The organism is Cupriavidus pauculus, assembly GCF_008801835.1.
Taxonomy (GTDB): domain Bacteria; phylum Pseudomonadota; class Gammaproteobacteria; order Burkholderiales; family Burkholderiaceae; genus Cupriavidus; species Cupriavidus pauculus.
Window position 1 is genome coordinate 26,850 of sequence record NZ_VZOW01000045.1, and the last position, 14,884, is coordinate 41,733.

General features: G+C 60.1%; 17 protein-coding genes and 1 pseudogene. 10 read left to right on the forward strand and 8 right to left on the reverse strand.

Annotation, left to right across the window (positions count from 1 at the left end; translation table 11 throughout):
* Positions 1–227 precede the first annotated feature (227 nt).
* From F7R19_RS26945 to F7R19_RS26965, 4 genes are all read left to right on the forward strand, one after another.
* Positions 228–1,496 carry a DUF5623 domain-containing protein gene (locus F7R19_RS26945; RefSeq protein ID WP_011514921.1) on the forward strand — a complete coding sequence of 423 codons (1,269 nt, stop codon included), beginning with the start codon at positions 228–230 and terminating at the stop codon, positions 1,494–1,496.
* Positions 1,497–1,570: 74 nt separating this feature from the next.
* A complete protein-coding gene (locus tag F7R19_RS26950) occupies positions 1,571–1,843 on the forward strand; it encodes a hypothetical protein (protein ID WP_011514922.1) in 273 nt (90 codons plus the stop codon).
* A 1,132-nt stretch (positions 1,844–2,975) separates the two neighbouring features.
* On the forward strand, positions 2,976–3,461 hold the full coding sequence (locus tag F7R19_RS26960; protein ID WP_029306746.1) for a hypothetical protein: 486 nt from the start codon (positions 2,976–2,978) through the stop codon (positions 3,459–3,461).
* Between the two features lie 121 nt (positions 3,462–3,582).
* The gene (locus F7R19_RS26965) at positions 3,583–4,614 is read left to right on the forward strand and encodes a hypothetical protein (RefSeq protein WP_150982636.1); all 1,032 of its coding nucleotides are present in this window, start codon (positions 3,583–3,585) and stop codon (positions 4,612–4,614) included.
* Positions 4,615–4,671: 57 nt separating this feature from the next.
* Here the strand turns inward: F7R19_RS26965 and F7R19_RS26970 are convergent, their stop codons facing one another.
* The 7 genes from F7R19_RS26970 to F7R19_RS27000 all read right to left on the reverse strand — a co-directional run bounded on the left by F7R19_RS26970 (position 4,672) and on the right by F7R19_RS27000 (position 10,120).
* Complete coding sequence (locus F7R19_RS26970) at positions 4,672–5,022, reverse strand: hypothetical protein (RefSeq protein ID WP_011514926.1); 351 nt, start codon at positions 5,020–5,022, stop codon at positions 4,672–4,674.
* 94 nt (positions 5,023–5,116) lie between these two features.
* On the reverse strand, positions 5,117–5,779 hold the full coding sequence (locus tag F7R19_RS26975; RefSeq protein ID WP_035832126.1) for an SOS response-associated peptidase: 663 nt from the start codon (positions 5,777–5,779) through the stop codon (positions 5,117–5,119).
* 2 nt (positions 5,780–5,781) lie between these two features.
* Positions 5,782–6,057: a hypothetical protein gene (locus F7R19_RS26980; protein ID WP_150982637.1), complete on the reverse strand. Its 276-nt coding sequence runs from the start codon at positions 6,055–6,057 to the stop codon at positions 5,782–5,784.
* 311 nt (positions 6,058–6,368) lie between these two features.
* The gene (locus F7R19_RS26985) at positions 6,369–6,977 is read right to left on the reverse strand and encodes an ATP-dependent DNA ligase (protein ID WP_223506440.1); all 609 of its coding nucleotides are present in this window, start codon (positions 6,975–6,977) and stop codon (positions 6,369–6,371) included.
* A gap of 26 nt (positions 6,978–7,003) precedes the next feature.
* A complete protein-coding gene (locus tag F7R19_RS26990; protein WP_029306742.1) occupies positions 7,004–7,222 on the reverse strand; it encodes a DUF2188 domain-containing protein in 219 nt (72 codons plus the stop codon).
* A gap of 1,239 nt (positions 7,223–8,461) precedes the next feature.
* Positions 8,462–8,701 (reverse strand): hypothetical protein, encoded by a 240-nt coding sequence (locus F7R19_RS26995; protein ID WP_029306741.1) that lies wholly within the window; start codon positions 8,699–8,701, stop codon positions 8,462–8,464.
* A gap of 531 nt (positions 8,702–9,232) precedes the next feature.
* Positions 9,233–10,120 (reverse strand): DNA-binding protein, encoded by an 888-nt coding sequence (locus F7R19_RS27000; protein ID WP_029306740.1) that lies wholly within the window; start codon positions 10,118–10,120, stop codon positions 9,233–9,235.
* Positions 10,121–10,258: 138 nt separating this feature from the next.
* Between F7R19_RS27000 and F7R19_RS27005 the strand changes: the two genes are divergently transcribed.
* The 6 genes from F7R19_RS27005 (at position 10,259) to F7R19_RS27030 (ending at position 14,548) form a co-directional block, all read left to right on the forward strand.
* The gene (locus F7R19_RS27005) at positions 10,259–11,002 is read left to right on the forward strand and encodes a DUF6884 domain-containing protein (RefSeq protein ID WP_029306739.1); all 744 of its coding nucleotides are present in this window, start codon (positions 10,259–10,261) and stop codon (positions 11,000–11,002) included.
* Positions 10,999–11,358 (forward strand): ATP-binding cassette domain-containing protein, encoded by a 360-nt coding sequence (locus F7R19_RS30040; protein ID WP_063834240.1) that lies wholly within the window; start codon positions 10,999–11,001, stop codon positions 11,356–11,358. Before F7R19_RS27005 ends, F7R19_RS30040 begins: the two co-directional genes overlap by 4 nt.
* A gap of 37 nt (positions 11,359–11,395) precedes the next feature.
* Entirely contained in the window at positions 11,396–12,325 is a 930-nt protein-coding gene (locus F7R19_RS27015; protein WP_029306737.1) for a tyrosine-type recombinase/integrase, read from the forward strand.
* 220 nt (positions 12,326–12,545) lie between these two features.
* A complete protein-coding gene (locus tag F7R19_RS27020) occupies positions 12,546–12,944 on the forward strand; it encodes a hypothetical protein (RefSeq protein ID WP_051731334.1) in 399 nt (132 codons plus the stop codon).
* A 39-nt stretch (positions 12,945–12,983) separates the two neighbouring features.
* Positions 12,984–14,042: a hypothetical protein gene (locus tag F7R19_RS27025; RefSeq protein ID WP_011514871.1), complete on the forward strand. Its 1,059-nt coding sequence runs from the start codon at positions 12,984–12,986 to the stop codon at positions 14,040–14,042.
* A gap of 83 nt (positions 14,043–14,125) precedes the next feature.
* Positions 14,126–14,548, forward strand: a complete 423-nt coding sequence (locus F7R19_RS27030; protein ID WP_011239982.1) for an HU family DNA-binding protein — start codon at positions 14,126–14,128, stop codon at positions 14,546–14,548.
* A gap of 242 nt (positions 14,549–14,790) precedes the next feature.
* Here the strand turns inward: F7R19_RS27030 and F7R19_RS27035 are convergent.
* A pseudogene (locus F7R19_RS27035) lies at positions 14,791–14,884 on the reverse strand (MerR family transcriptional regulator); the annotation flags it as partial.

Genomic DNA, 14,884 nt, shown 5'->3' on the forward strand with positions numbered 1-14,884 from the left:
GTCTGACAAAGGAGATCGCCAATTTTGGCACCGCTTAACCATCGTGTGGAGGGTAGGCACTCCAATTTGTGCTAGCATTCACAGGTGCGCTCAACGTAGGCGCCTGCTACCCGTCATTGCAAAGCTGGAAACGGCACTGCGTCCTCATGAGTATTCTTCCATGGCTATCTTTTGGCCCTGGGCTAAGCGGTTGACGGGTGACGCTTGAATCCGGGCTGGAGATCGTCATGAGTCGTCGTTCTACCCCTCCCTCTACTGTGGCTGGAATCAAGCGCTTGGGCATCGAGATCAAGCGCGAGCACGAGATTTCCCATAGCTTGGCTCTGGACTTGGCCGCCAAGGAAGCCGGCTTCCAGAACTTCCGCCATGCCTCATCTGTGCTGTCGGCACCCGTGGTCGCTGACACAAATCATACGGCCCACCTTACGGCCTATTGGGTCAAGCCGCGAGGCGAGTATTTCGAGCGCGGCCGGCTTACTTTGTCAGTCCAGCTGTCCAAGCCCCTTGATCAGACTGTATCCAGGCATCAGCTCATGAGCGCCAGGCACTTAGCCGGCTTTCGCATCGAGGCCCAGGATCATCTTGAGTTAAAGCTCGATATCCCACGGGAGGAAGAGGGCGCTCGTGAAACGTTGGAAGCTGCGGCGCGGACGCTGCGTTTCTTGGCTGCGACTGGATTGCGTCCGGCTACCACCCAAAGGGAGCGCTGGCCGCTACTTTCGCGATTCGAGACGTTGCCTGGTGCCGATCACTATTCCCTGTGGATCGACCGCAACGGCGATTGGATCTATATGGACGAACCGTATAACAAGCCGGAGCTTGCGGAGCGTGCCAGTTGGTCAGAGCGCAATGGAATGACGATGGTTCGCCCCGCGTGGGAAGGTCTCTACTCCCCTCAACTGACGGTTCCTTTTTTCTTCTGCGATAACGAAACTGTCGCAACCAGTGTGGCGGATGCCATCGCACGGCTAACGAACGGTACTCCTGGCACGTGGGAGGTGGGCAGCTACGACAGTGAATTTGTCAGTCCCGCGCGTGCCGCATTGGATAGGCCCCGTCGGCGGCGGCCGATGCCGGCTGTGCCGGGCCTTATTCGCAATGGAGCCTTGCCATACGGCAACGCTGTTGGAGGAAGCCGGTCGCTATGGCGGCCAGCCAAACCAATGGGCGTGTCGAGCCACCGCGAGGCTGCGTATTTGCTGAAGGCGCTTTTGGTCTCCGATCTTGAGTACCGCCAAACGATGGCGGTAGGAAAAGTCCGATCCACGTTGGACAATTGGATTTCGTTGGAGCACAAGGCAGGCCTTGGCGAGAGTCTGGATCTTTATTACGGAGGCGCAAATGGCAGGCCTCTTCTGGACGGTCCCTCCAGGCTCGCGGCAGTGCGGCGTGTACGCGAAATTCTGTCTGCTGGGTACCAATCCTGTCGGCCGAGAGAGTTCGTGCTAAACAGCCTTTCTATCGTGGAGGCCGCGCTGAAGAGGGAGACTTCGTAACGCCACGGTGTGGGCAGGCGACGGCGCTAGGCAGGGCGCTGCCCACTTTTGCGCGGCACTAATGGGAGGGGCCAATGGCGGATGAGTTTCCGGTAGGTGTGCTGGTTCTCGACGACGCAGCTGTCTATTCCCTTCGCATCATCGACGAAGGCGGAGGCCGATATCGCGGGCGTTACGTTTGGCACAAAGGAACGGACCTCGCTTCGGTGGAGGCACTCCTTTGCGCCAAGTGGTTACCAGAAGCCGAATGGCATCGGACGTTTGGATGTTTTACTTCGGACGATGAAGTCGATTGCGCAGTTACCATCGAGATTCGAAACAAGCTGAAAAACGGTGCCACTTCTTGAGTGCACGTGCCTACGTCGCTTCATGATCAGCTCGAGAGGCGACACGCAGCAGCTCTTCATTGATGGCGCTCCTGTCCGGAGCATAGTGAGCGGCTCGATGGCAATTTGGGCAGATTGCAACGCAGTTCCACGCTCGGTCGCTAGTTTCGACGCCGAAAATGTGATGCACGTCCAGGAAGCTTGGAAAGGGCGCACGAATGCTGCACGTCGGATTCTCGCAGACGCCATCAGCGCGGTCCAATACCTGACGCCGGACGCGGTCATCGCGTTTCACGTACGAGCGCTCTGCAGTCCTTCTTTCAGGGCTGTCGCTACCGGCCGCGGCAGGCGAGGGCGCCTGTAGGTCATCCAGCGTGTCGTCAATCGGACCGAAAGGCGATTCCCCTCCAACCTCCTGCAACGAGCACAAGTCGCTTACGCCAGGCCACGACCATAGGACATCCGGCACCGCGTGGGCGTCCGGTGTCCTTGTGTCCTTCAGATACAGCGTTGGGCTGCCGCCGTTTTTGGCGTGGTTCTTCCGGATTCGCCCGAGCTTTCCGGTGGCAATCAGAGACTCGCTCGTTTCGCACTGTGCTCTCCATATGCGAGGAACATCGGCAACGGGGAGAAGGGCGGCAAAATCGAAACCATCGCCTCGTGGCTGTAACAGGAGAAAATGGGTCACGCCAGATTCCATTGCTCTGTCGCGGATTTCCGAAAGCGTGAGATCCCAGTCATCGTCGGTAAGGCGTGCGCGCAGTTGGGCGGCTGAAATGGTCTCGGGCTTTCCGCGCTGATACCGCCAGCACAATCGGACTCGGGCCGAAATGCGTGTCCCTGAGGGGCTAGTCGCGCTGACGGTCTGTGATTCGGCCTCGCCTACCGGACGTCTGTTGTCGTCAACGGCAACGAAGCCCCTCGATTCAAGGAATGGCTTGACGAGATTTCGGCTACGTCGCTCTGCCTGGAGACTTTCTTGAGTGCGAAACTGTCGTGGCTTTGTTTTGGCGTCCATTGTGCTTTTCCCCATTATTGCAGGGTACGTATCGACCGGCAGGAACGCTCCGGACCTCAACTTTTTCTTGACTTGAGCCGATAGTAAATAGACTGCGTAATGCAGTACTTGTCAACTAAGAAAACGGAAAAAATCATGAAGAAGACACTCCTGTTTGCGGGCCTCCTGTCTGGCTCGGCAGCGGTGATGGCGGCAAACGTGGGCACACCGTCCATGACACTCTCGATCGAAACCCCTTCGGGGAAGCAAGAAGCGTTGGTGTCGACGCTCGCGCCTTCGGTCACCTCTAATGGCAGGACGATTAGCTACGCACGATCCTGCAAGGTGGATGGCAGCGGTAAGCCGAGCATCGAGCGTGCCACGGTTTTCGAAGGAACGACGGTCACAGTGCATCCCAAGCAAATCAACGATGGGACGCGCGTGATTGCGAACGTTGTCGCAGTCAACACGCGCCTTCGCAAGATGGACAAGGTGGAGCAGGGGGGCTGCTACATCGAGCTGCCGGACGTTGATAGCGCCAGCGCCGAGAGCCATTTCAACCTGGCCAGCGGCAAGTCGGAATCGATGTCGCTTAGTGGATCGAACGGAGCGTCCCTGAAGGTGACCGTTCAGCTGCCGTAACGAAGTCGAGGGGATGGCCGCACGAGCGGCCATCCAGCCGGATTTGCATGGCGACGACCAAGCTCGGCGAAATGGACACCAACCCTGCGCATTCACTGCGCATCAGGATCCGAGATTCTTTATGACAGACCTCCAAGTTGTTGAGCCGCAGCAGCTAGAGCTTGGCGTATCGTCAGGCATGCTGGAAGCATCTGCGGCCCTCTGCGCTTTGAAGATCACCCTTGACAGACATGCGCGCCGCTTTGTTGGTCAGGCCTACCTGAATGATTGGATGGGAGGACCGGGGACGTGCGCCTTTTGGGGTGACGAGTTCCTGGAGGTTGTAATCCCGTTCTTGAGGTGGGAGGATGGCCATAGCCGGCCTTTCCAGGCCTTTGTCGATCCCAGGTTCGTGTTGGGGGCGAGTATCAAGGGAAAACCGGAAGACATAGCTGCTGCTGAAGTCCCTAGCCGTATCAAGAAATATGCGGAAACGTTCGGTTCGATAGATAACGTCCACTACATCTGGTATCGCGCTTTGGGGATTCTCTGCGCGCACGAGGGAAAACACCGTGTCGCGTTCATGCGTGCCCACGACCAGCCTGCAATTGCTGCGTGGGTGAGTGAAGCGATGTACCCTGACGCAGACCGCATTACCATCGTTAAGCCAGATGAGGGGGAGGAATGGCTGGCGATATTGGATGGACGATACGTGCAAGTTCTCAGACGGCCAGAGGTATCGAGCGCGATGATGCGCGCTTATGGCGTGAAAGAAGCTCGCTGGCGCGAGCTCGTCGACATGCCCGACAAGGACCTAGTCATACAAGCCGTTCGTCAACGTAATTTTCATAACCAGCCCCGCAGTTCGGCTGAGGAAGACAGGGCTCTTGACCTTGATGAGCTCGCCCGCAAGGAGCGATCAGATGCGGAGTTGGTTTCCCGAACTATCCACGATATCGAACCCTTCAGGCTTGACTGGAAGCGCTACTGGTTTCCGGTCATTGCCTGCATGGTGGTAGGAATTCTTTTGAAGCTATTTGATAGTCCCAAGACCGATGAGCCAGCCCTGGTGTTGCTCGGTGTGGCCTGTGGATTAGCTGCGAGCATGTCGTTGCTCAAGTTTTGGGGACCACGCTCGGTGGCCGGGAGAAGCCGTGCATTTTGGCGACCTTAGGTAAGTGTCAACGCCAATCCGCTCGGCTCTGAGCCTTTCGCGATGGTGGCATGGCAATCACCCGATGAAGTGCTTCCACAAGAGATAGCCCGCCAATGCCAGTATGCCGAGCAGCACGCCAAGAATGCCATATTCACTTTGAATCGGCCGATTCCCTGATGACGGCGCCTTATCGCGCGTGTAATGGCGCTGAGCCCGCACGACGTCTTTGACTTCCTCGGAGGTTGGAAGGGCTATCCGGCTACGGGCGCTTCGCTGAGCTTCTCGTAGTGCAGCGATTTCGAGCTTAAGTTTCTCGATCTCCAAGGCGGTCTTCCGAGCTGACCATACTTGAATCAAGAAGCCGACGCTGCTTGCAGCGGAGGTCGCACCAGCTACGAACAAAATCCAGAAGTTTTCAACGGTCATGAATACCTGCGTGATGTACTAAGCCTCATGGTCGGACCTGGGCTGGTGAGCGTTGTGCTCCACGCGTTGTGTGTGGCGCAGGGCAGGGATCCGCCTATATGTCTGCGGTGTTCTCTGTTGATTTGCGCGTGCGTGGAGGCATTGGCGCTGGCTCAGCGATGAGAGATTCAGCAGGGTAGAGGCGAAGGAACGTGCGAGCGCGCTCGGCATCCCTGCAGGCAAGCCAGTCGTCCCAGTCGGCGCGAGGAACCAGTACCACGCTGCGCTTTTCGTCTCCGGGCTTATGGAACCGCTTCATCAACGGATGATTCTCAGCGTTGAGCGTTGGCATCGTAAAGGATATGGCCCCGTCGGACCATGCGCGCCACAAGCCGGCAATCGCAAACGGTTCATCGTGAGGCAGGCCGATCTTCCACCGCACGGCTTTGCCCGTCTCCCAGTTCGGCTCATAGAAGCCTGTTGCGCCTATCAGGCAAAGCTGGCCAGCCTTCCAGTGTTTTGCAAACGAGCTGAGCTTTCCGATGGTTTCGGCGCGAGCGTTGGCTGTCGGGTAGTAGCGTACGCCGGGTGGGATCTTCCCCTTAGGCACCATACTGAAGGATGCAAGCACGGCTTCACGCTCGCCACTCTCCGTTGCGCGGATGATCGGGGCAGGGTAGTCAGGCCAAGCTTCCGATCGCCATTCTCCGGCAGGCGGTTCGACGCCAAAAACGTCTCGGAGCACTTGCCATTGGACCGGCGCGTAGTTGACGCACATCATCACCCTCCATTCAATTTGCTGGACTTCCCCCGGCCGCGCACCACGTCAGCAGGAATTGGCGTTTCCAATTCCTCGCGCGTGATCGGCCGCATCAGCCAGGCTTGCCGGTATTCCTTCAGTTCGAAGTCGGCGCGCTCGAATCCCGTGACAACCAAATCGTCGGAAGTCATTCTGACGATCTTCGCGTCGTACAGCACGCCAAGTTCCGCAACGTCTTGGTGCTGGCTGTAGAGCATGATGGCATGCGGTATGACGCGGTGGGCGCGCGTATCCATGCGGTCCTCGATCACGACCTGGCCGCGCCATAGCAGCTGCCCGCCCCACCATCCGCGGTGTAGCCGGCGTCCTTCCAGGCAGAGTTTCATGACTTCGAAAAGCATACCTGTATAAATATACAGTGCTCACTAAACGGCCCGCAAGATCTGACGGGAACCACTTCGTCTAGGTTGGCTGTATCCCTCGGACGTCGGGGTGACAATACGGCACTTAAGAACCGAAAATGCGCCATCGTGATTGACCCCACGGTGACGATCCCGGCCCGCGTATCCATCCGCGGGCTTTTTTTTGCCTTTGGCAGGCACGCACGCTAACTACGCCGAAATGCGCCGTGCTTATGCGCATCGGGCCGCTTTACCTTGATCCAGTCAGTGGTTGGCCCACCTTGATAGGGGCTGCCGGCACGCTTGCATACGATGCCTTCAAGATTGAGCGCTAGAGCGCTCGCGAAGAGCCAATCCGCCTGATCAAGGACAGCCTGGACATAGAGAAGGCCGGGCAGGGCAGCGAGTAGCGGGCGCAGCATAGTCTTGCGCTCCTCGATCGGCTGCACCCGCACGTCCCGACCCCTGATCGCGAGAATGTCGAAGACGCAGTAGACAATCGGGTCGGCGCCTTCGTACCAGGACTTGCGCCTGGCCCGCCCATGCAGCCGCTCAAAGTCGGCGCGGCCGACGGCATCCAGCACGCAGACCTCGCCATCGAGGACCGTGTTGGCGGGGAGGGCCTTGAGGCTGTGGTGTAGTTCGGGGAACCAGGTAGTACAGTTGGCACCGTTCTTTGTTCGCACAGACGGGATCGAGCCGGTCAATGCCAAAGCTCGGTAGCCGTCGTACTTGACCTCGGCCCACCAGCCGTCGCCGCGCGGCAGCGACTTGCGCAGGCCGGGAAGCATCGGCGCGAATGCCGCCAGATCCAACGGTTCCGTACCTCGCGGCATGGGCCTTAGCCCTTAACGTCTCGCGGGTCATGGCCGAAGGTGTTGCGCTCACGGATCTGACCGTCGCGGCCGTGGATGAGCAACTCGACCTCGTCTTGTTTGGCGCGTTCGGTACCAGCCGCAATGGCTTCTTCCTGAGTAGCGAACATCGTCCGCCTGCCTCCTCCAGCCGCCTCAACCGCCCAGCCGTCGCCAGCCGGAACCACGTGGATGTCGTTGGCCATGATCGTCTCCTTTGTTGGCCTGACTTCAGTGTTCTATTCGAATCGGCGTTTCGGTATCAGATACTGTCCTACGGGCCATTCTGCGGGGCGTCAGCAGATGCTGCGTGTAAGCTGCAACCGCCACTTTCCGTTCCGAATCACGTGTCAATGTGATTTAACATAAACCTTATTATTGGTATCTGGTAGCTACCAGATAGCTACGCATGGCTTGATGTCGTTTTCCTCATACTGTATATATTCACAGTATGAGGCAGACAATCCATTCTGATGCTGGCCAGCAATTGCCGCTGCTGGTTGATCACTCGCCATGCACGGCGCCTGCAGCGCTGCGGGCGGAGACCATTGCGCCCGCAGTCCGGGCGGGCGAGGATGCTCAAGTGCCGACGGCTAGCGCGGCCCGAGTAATCGATCCGACAACTATCCACCCGTCCCTCTGGCGCGCGAGTCAACTTGCGCGGCCCGTTGGCCGTGTCGTTTCCAGCGGGATTCTAGAACTGGACGCGGAACTGCCGGGCGGCGGTTGGGCTGAGGGATCTGTCTCGGAACTGATCGTTAAACACCCGGGCATCGGTGAACTATCAATGCTCCGAGGAGCGCTGGACGCAGCGGTACAACGCAATCGCCCGATATGGTTGGTAGGCTGTCCGTATGCTCCAAACGGGCCCGAGCTAGCCCGCATTGGATTGGCCAGGCACGTTCGATGGGTAAAACAGAGTCGCCTGCCGACGCACAGTGGGCGTGCGAGACCATCCTGCGGTCGAATGCGTTGGGCGCGCTTGTGGCATGGTTGCCTCGCGCGCGACCAGAAGGGATCCGGCGCCTGCAGGGCCTCGTAGCGGCAACGGACGCATTGGCGTTTGCGATACGTTCTATCGGGGCTGCCCATGACGCCTCCGCGTCACCGCTGCGGATCGCGCTCGAGCCAGCGTCAGGAGGCTTCGTGCGCGCGCAGATACTGAAGCGTCGGGGGCCAGCGGCTTCCAATATTCTGCTGTTGCAGCTTGGGAGCCTTCCACATCTTTCGGGACTCAGTGGTGGCAACCGCGGGCAGGTCCGACCCAATTCAGAGACGACTCTGGACAAGGACAGGGATCGCAAGAAGGTCGCCGGGATCGTTGAAGTGGCCGGAGCTGGCACCTGACGTTGCTGTTCCAGCAGCAAACGCCATGCCGATAATTCCAATTATCGGCATGGGCGTAACACACGAAAAAGCCGCCCGGAGGCGGCTGGCCAGCCGACTTATTTGCCCCAGTCGGGCACAAGCTTGGTCGGCATGTCCAAGGACACGTAGGCATCACAGTCGTCCCATGCCTGAAGCTCGGACGTGCGCGGCGGCTGAACATCCTTGTGATGGCTTTGGCTTGCCCCCGAAGTGGGGTGGTACCAGGCGTACAGCCCGTCTTGATCGTTCACCATGTGGACGCGGTAGCCCTCGTTCTTCAGTTCCGCGATTCGTTCAGGACTTGGACCTTGACTCATGTTCTTCTCTATCTCAGGTTGCGGCTTCCGCCGGTGCGGGGCGCCTAGGGCGCCGGTTTTGTGACCCTGGGGGCGTTTTCTTTGTCATAAGGGACGAAAGGCCGCCCCGAAAGGCGGCCCAATCAAGCGCCTCAGGCCGATCTATGACTTGCGCCGTAGCTTCCTGAGTTCCAGCAGAAACATCCCAATCGTGGCCAGCTGGTAGGCCGCTGTTAGCAGATCTTGGCTGTGCTCCATGGCACCCTCTCTCCGTGTGAATCGAATGGCCAGTGTTCTGTCACGACTTCGTGGCGTCGACTGGCTGGGCCAATCTTCTGGCACCGCCGGAGACTTTTCCTCTTGTGGGTTCTTCGCGCCGCGTTGCGCAACGGAGCACCCAATTCACCCCAAGCCGGCTGCCGGCTGTGGTGCCCCTCGCCATCGCTGGCGTGCGGGTCGATGGCTTGCCGGTAGATGGTTTTCACCAGGTCAGCATGGAGCGCGAGAGGCATCAGCGCATCTCCTTCGGGGACTCGCCCGTCGATTCAGAGCTTATGGCGTGCCCGATGCGTCGGGCGTCGGCTTGCCGCGCGCAACACTGCGCTTCTCGGAGCCGGCCTTTCGCTCAGGCGATACCGGCCCAACAGCGCGCCGGAGATCCACCAGCTTTCGCCCTTCCCGTTCGCCGCGCGCTCGCACTAGCCGGCCGTCTACCAATTGCGCCGTGAGCTCGTTCACCTGGACGTTTGCCTGTTCCTCGCGTGCCGATGCTTCGCGAAGCGCGCTTTCTATGCGCTCGCGCTCCCTTTCCGCGCCTTCAAGTCGGGCGGCGGCTACGGCCGCCTTTTGCTCCGCGATAACTCGATCCCCGCGCTCTTTCGCTGCCTCGGCACGCGCCGCCTTCAGTTCCTCCTCCAGCCCCGGCACGGCTTCCAGGCGAAGTTGCGACTTGGCCAGGTCCGTCCGGACGGATGCGGCCGCGTTGCGCTCGTGTTCCGTTTCGGCACGAGAAACGCCCAGATCTGCCTCGAGCTGCTGTACGCGCCCCGCATATGCATCGCGCTCCGATTGCAAAGCCGCATTCTCGGCCTGCACGGCTTCAAGCTGGCTGATCAGCCGCTCGTTTTCGATGCCAAGGTCACCGTTGACCTGCTGAAGTTCAGCCACCTCTGCGGACAGTTCTACCTTCCCTTCCGTAATGAGCTTGGCGAGATAGTCAGCCAGGACGCGCTGCAGCGGCGCCGGCAGTGCCATCGGCGCTTCGGGGACTTGCACCTGCTCGGATTTCCAGTCGGCCAGCATACGCATCACGGTCGACTGAGAGCCGACGTCACCAAGTTCTTTGCGCACTGCCCGAACGGTGACCTTGGCGCCGGCGGCGCGGAGGGCGTTGGCCGCGGCGTTGACCTGTTCTTGCGTAATGGACGCTTCACGGATCATAACAACTCCAATGTGTTACGTATTGTTATGTTATGAATGTTATGTTTTGTGCATAGCGAACGCAAGCTGGATGCTTGACATGCCGCTTAGTGGCGTACGCTCAAGGGGCAATTTCGCCACATCGCTTGAGTGCCCGCAATGCAGCTTGCCTTCTTCCCGCACAACACAAAAGTCGAATTTGATCCCGCGGCGGCGGCCCTGATTGTTCTGGCTTGTTCCGGAAAGAAAGCCGCCGTCCGCTCCCCTGCCCTGCATCTCTACCAAGGCGTGATGTACCAGACCTACCGTGCCCACACTCCATGCGGCACCGCCGCGCCTGCGATGGTCATCCTCTCCGCCAAGCACGGTTTCGTAGCGCCCGACGACACGCTCGACCCGTACGATCTGCAGATGACAACTGCCCGCGCAGACGAAATCTTGAAAAGGCTGAATCAGTCCGTGATGCAGGTGGCCTGGCCATTCAGGGCCAGTAGAGTGCTCCTCGCCGGAGGACAAACTTACCGGCGCGTGATGCGCGCTGCGATCCGGCTGGTAGGCGCGGAGCGCCTGCCCATCGAGGAGGTCAGCGGCGGTATCGGCAACCAGCGCTCTCAACTTGCTCGTTTCCTCGCTGGAATGGCCCCGCAGTTTGTCGAGCAGATTGGCTCGCATCCGAACGGCAACCCGGTGTTTCGGCGATATGGTCCATTCGAAGTGGGCGCCGAGGTAGAACTCCAATACCGGGTGATTCCAGGTTCGACGACCACGCCTGCGCACGTTCTTGCGCTCTTTCCGGGACCTATCGGGCCGACCGCAGAGGTAGAAATCGCTTGCGATGTGAAAGGTCGCATGAGAGGGAGTACTCGCTGGGTCAGCGTAACGGACTTGGGGCTAACGTCATGAGCATCGAGGCCGAAAACCAGCGCATTTTGAGTGGGGAGGCCCAGCGCCTCGCGGAACATCTGGACGGTACGGCCGAGCAGTTGCTCGCCCTCGCCTTTGCCGGCTACCACGCTTGGACAAGGAATCGTCGACTCCAATTTCCCGAGAGTCGCCGGCACGCCTTTTTGCTTGAAATCCTCCGTTACTGCGCAGACGAGCATCTACTCGAATGCCCGCCGCTTGAGATGAGCCGCGTGGAAGCGGTGGAACAGGCGATGGACGCTTACTACCCTCGTTACGCGCGCCTTCGGCGGGCGCCGCGCTCGGGCAGGCTACCCCTCCACTTGCAAGCAGATCGCGTCGCGAAGCGACGATAGGTTTGCGAGGCAGGCAACTTTCAGTATATAAATTCTTATGGATAAACTGTGGCTTTCCGATCCCCAACGGGCGTATGCCGACTGGCAGGCCCGCGAAGCCGCTGGCGCTGACCGGCGGCCGTTCTCCCAGCAATCCATCGTTCAGCATCGGGCGATGTTCGACAGGTTCCACCGATACCTGGTCGGGTGCGGTGCCACGCTGGCCAGCTTCGGCGCCGATGTTCTCGATGGTTTCTGGCGCGACGGCGATGCCGCAAACTACTCGCCAGCGACGCGCATGCGCTATCTCAAGCTGGTCGATCGCCTCTGCAGGCATCTTGTGGCCATCGGCGTCCGGGATGCCAACCCTGCCAGCGAACTCGTCGTCGGTCAGCACTGGCCCGTCGACGATCCCGATGTTCTGTTCCTGCCCGAAGACGTCGACCGTGACATGCAGGAGTTCGTACGACCACAGCCCTCCGACGATCCGGTCACCCTGCAGAAACGGGCGATCATCGCGATGTTCCTCAGCACCGGTGTCACGGCCAGCGAAGGCCGCGCGGCGCGCATCCAAGACCTGAACCCCCACGCATCACCGCCATATCTCCACGTACCGGCGCGCCCACCCAAGCTATCCCGAACCATTCATCTGGAGCCCTTTGCGGTCGCGACACTGAGCGCATGGCTCGGTGAGCGCCGAGCTTGGCCAGCCGAGGGCGATCTCCTGTTCTCCCTCAAGCGCACAGGCACGCCGATCACGGACATGAGCCTTGGCAAGATCGTTCGTGAGGCATTCGCCGCGGTTGACCACGAGGCCGAAGACATGGGCCCGCGAATACTGCGCAACACCTACTGCCGGCGGCTGTTGATTCGTGGCGTCGCGCCCGACGCAGTTACGGAGCGGCTGGGCCTGGCCAGCAACCGGACGGTTACACGAATCGCCGCCACACTCGACCCGCCTGAGAGCCAGGATCGCCCCCCTCTTTAGCCGGGGAGGCCGTCGCAAGCCTGCTACGCCATACTCGCAGCTCGAATTTCCGGACAAACGAACTGAACAACACCGGGAGAAGCAACATGGTCACCACCCTCGCCTGGGCTCTGTACGCCCTCACCCTCTTGGCCGCGCTTTTTGCGGGCCTGCGCTGGATTATCACGAACGACCCGAGCTACGCATGGGTCGAGTAACGATCTGCTTGGCGGCCTTGGCCATGATCGGCGCTTCGCTGGGCACAGCCCATGCCTTTACGAAATGCCAGCGCGCCAGCCGAGTGTTGTACACGCAGGATCTGTACTGCCCAACAGGTTATTCTCCGGTTGCCAGCACTGCCGTCGGGACGGTCTCTACTATCGGCAAAAGTGAAGGCGTGCGCCGGCAAGAGCAGGAGTATCTCGAGGCGCGCGCGAGCACGTCTCGCGCGGGGGCGCAGAACGCCACTGCTACCACGTCCGTACAGGCCCAGCCACAGGCCGTTGCATGCGATGCGCTCGCCGAGCAGGCCAGGGCCGTTGAAGCTTCGATGCGACGCCCCAACCCATCGTCGTGGCAAGACAACCTGCGCCAGCAGCACCGCGTGATCCGCGACCAACAGTACCGGATGGGATGCTAGGATTCCGAAGGTCTGAGTATCGATTGATCGCGTCGCACAGTGAAACAAGCCAGTCCCAAAACGTCGCAGCGCGCGGCGGCCGCCCTTACCAGGCTTCGCGCCGCCGCCACACTGCAAGGCTTCGTCTGTCACGCGACGACATGGCACAGCGTCAGTGCCAAGATTCTCCTTGAATGCGCCAGTGGGCATCGCTTCGAGCGCGCCGCATACGGCGTCCTATACAAGGCCTCCGGTTGCCCTGAATGCAATCGCGCCAACGTCGCAGCGAAGTTCCACAAGCTCGTGGCCGCACGCGGCGGCCAGTGCCTGAACGACGGCGGATTTTTGGGTGGAGCAGCGATACACCGGATACGCTGCGAAAAAGGCCATGAATGGACGCCAGAGGGCCGAAGCGTATTGGCGGGCTATTGGTGTCCTCGTTGCGCTGGAAAGCCCACGATTTCCACCCCGCAACCGAAAGCGTCAAAGTACGGTCTGATCGACCTCCACAGAAAGGCCGCCGAGCACGGTGGAAAGTGCTTTGCAGCCGTGTGGAAGACTGGTCGCGATCATTACCCGTTCGAATGCGCGGCCGGCCACCGGTGGGAAGCGATGGGCTACAAGGTTCTCAAACAGGGGAACTGGTGCCGAGCATGCACGGATGCCAGACTTGGGGAAAGGCGTACCGATGCCGAGGGCTTAGCGCGCATACAGAAGGCCGCTCACGAGCAAGGCGGCCGATGTTTGAGCACCGCCTATCATGGAACGGCCGCGACCTACCGGTTCCTCTGCAAGGCTGGCCACGAATGGGATGCACTCGGCAACAACGTCCTCCAGGGAGGCTGGTGCCGGCGTTGCCGCAACGAGGGACAAAAGCTGGGCATCGAAGCCATGCACGCCGTGGCACGGGAGCGCGGCGGCAAATGTCTCTCCGAAACCTACCGCACCGGCAAAGCGAAGCTCAAGTGGGAATGCCATCGTGGCCACGTATGGGACGCAACCCCGTCCGGGGTAAAGGCTGGCCACTGGTGCCCGTCATGCGCGATTCTCAACACCATCGCGCCAAAGAATCAGCACAAACGCCGGCGCTACGAGGCCGCAGCAAAGGCCGCAGACTAGCAATTCCTATTGCACGAAACGCGGCCTTCTCGCTAAGCTATTTCGGTCCGGCCAGATGCCGACATTTTCGAAACAGGAGCTCCATGGCAACAAAGAAGACGGCCGCCCCGAAGACAGCGGCCAAGAAACCGGCAGCGCCGGCGAAGAAGGCTGCACCAGCAGCAAAGAAGGCAGCTGCCGCGCCCGTGGCCAAGCCGATCAAGGATACGTTCAACAAGTCGAGCCTGCTCGCCCACCTGGTGACGCAGACTGAGTTGGACAAGAAAACCGTTCAGACGGTGCTTGCCCATCTGGAGAACACCATCGCCAGCGCCATTCACAAAAAGGGGGCCGGTGAGTTCACGTTCCCGGGACTGTTCAAGGTGTCGGCCATCCAGGTGCCTGCGACCAAGAAGCGCTTCGGCCGGAACCCCTTCACTGGCGCTGATCAATGGTTCGCCGCGAAGCCGGCCTCGGTGAAGGTGAAGGTCCGTCCGTTGAAGAAGCTGAAAGACGCGGCTCTGTAATACCGCTGCCTATCAAGCAAAAAGGCCTGGCACATTGCCAGGCCTTTTCATTTGGAGCAGGGGTCCCTTTGATTTCCCTGCACATTACCGGGGTAGCCGCCCCTAGTCTCCACGCGGGGTTCCGGCCAGCGCTCGCCTGATACCCCAGTCAAATCAGTCATTGCTGACTGGTCCTTTGCTCCGTCCCCTGAACCTAGATTGGCCTCTCAGGGGTCGTCTCAGAAAACGGAAAATAAAGCACGCTAAGGCATAGCCGAACCTGCCAAGCTTGCTCCACCCTGTAGTGACGCGATCAGCGGGCAGGAAACGTTCCCCCTTCGCGCATGGCAGGCGCAC

Bases quoted from the DNA above. Each gene is read 5' to 3' on its own strand.
- F7R19_RS26945 (WP_011514921.1), top strand. From the start codon at position 228: ATGAGTCGTCGTTCTACCCCTCCCTCTACTGTGGCTGGAATCAAGCGC.
- F7R19_RS26950 (WP_011514922.1), top strand. From the start codon at position 1,571: ATGGCGGATGAGTTTCCGGTAGGTGTGCTGGTTCTCGACGACGCAGCT.
- F7R19_RS26960 (WP_029306746.1), top strand. From the start codon at position 2,976: ATGAAGAAGACACTCCTGTTTGCGGGCCTCCTGTCTGGCTCGGCAGCG.
- F7R19_RS26965 (WP_150982636.1), top strand. From the start codon at position 3,583: ATGACAGACCTCCAAGTTGTTGAGCCGCAGCAGCTAGAGCTTGGCGTA.
- F7R19_RS26970 (WP_011514926.1), bottom strand. From the start codon at position 5,022: ATGACCGTTGAAAACTTCTGGATTTTGTTCGTAGCTGGTGCGACCTCC.
- F7R19_RS26975 (WP_035832126.1), bottom strand. From the start codon at position 5,779: ATGTGCGTCAACTACGCGCCGGTCCAATGGCAAGTGCTCCGAGACGTT.
- F7R19_RS26980 (WP_150982637.1), bottom strand. From the start codon at position 6,057: ATGGATACGCGCGCCCACCGCGTCATACCGCATGCCATCATGCTCTAC.
- F7R19_RS26990 (WP_029306742.1), bottom strand. From the start codon at position 7,222: ATGGCCAACGACATCCACGTGGTTCCGGCTGGCGACGGCTGGGCGGTT.
- F7R19_RS26995 (WP_029306741.1), bottom strand. From the start codon at position 8,701: ATGAGTCAAGGTCCAAGTCCTGAACGAATCGCGGAACTGAAGAACGAG.
- F7R19_RS27000 (WP_029306740.1), bottom strand. From the start codon at position 10,120: ATGATCCGTGAAGCGTCCATTACGCAAGAACAGGTCAACGCCGCGGCC.
- F7R19_RS27005 (WP_029306739.1), top strand. From the start codon at position 10,259: ATGCAGCTTGCCTTCTTCCCGCACAACACAAAAGTCGAATTTGATCCC.
- F7R19_RS30040 (WP_063834240.1), top strand. From the start codon at position 10,999: ATGAGCATCGAGGCCGAAAACCAGCGCATTTTGAGTGGGGAGGCCCAG.
- F7R19_RS27015 (WP_029306737.1), top strand. From the start codon at position 11,396: ATGGATAAACTGTGGCTTTCCGATCCCCAACGGGCGTATGCCGACTGG.
- F7R19_RS27020 (WP_051731334.1), top strand. From the start codon at position 12,546: ATGATCGGCGCTTCGCTGGGCACAGCCCATGCCTTTACGAAATGCCAG.
- F7R19_RS27030 (WP_011239982.1), top strand. From the start codon at position 14,126: ATGGCAACAAAGAAGACGGCCGCCCCGAAGACAGCGGCCAAGAAACCG.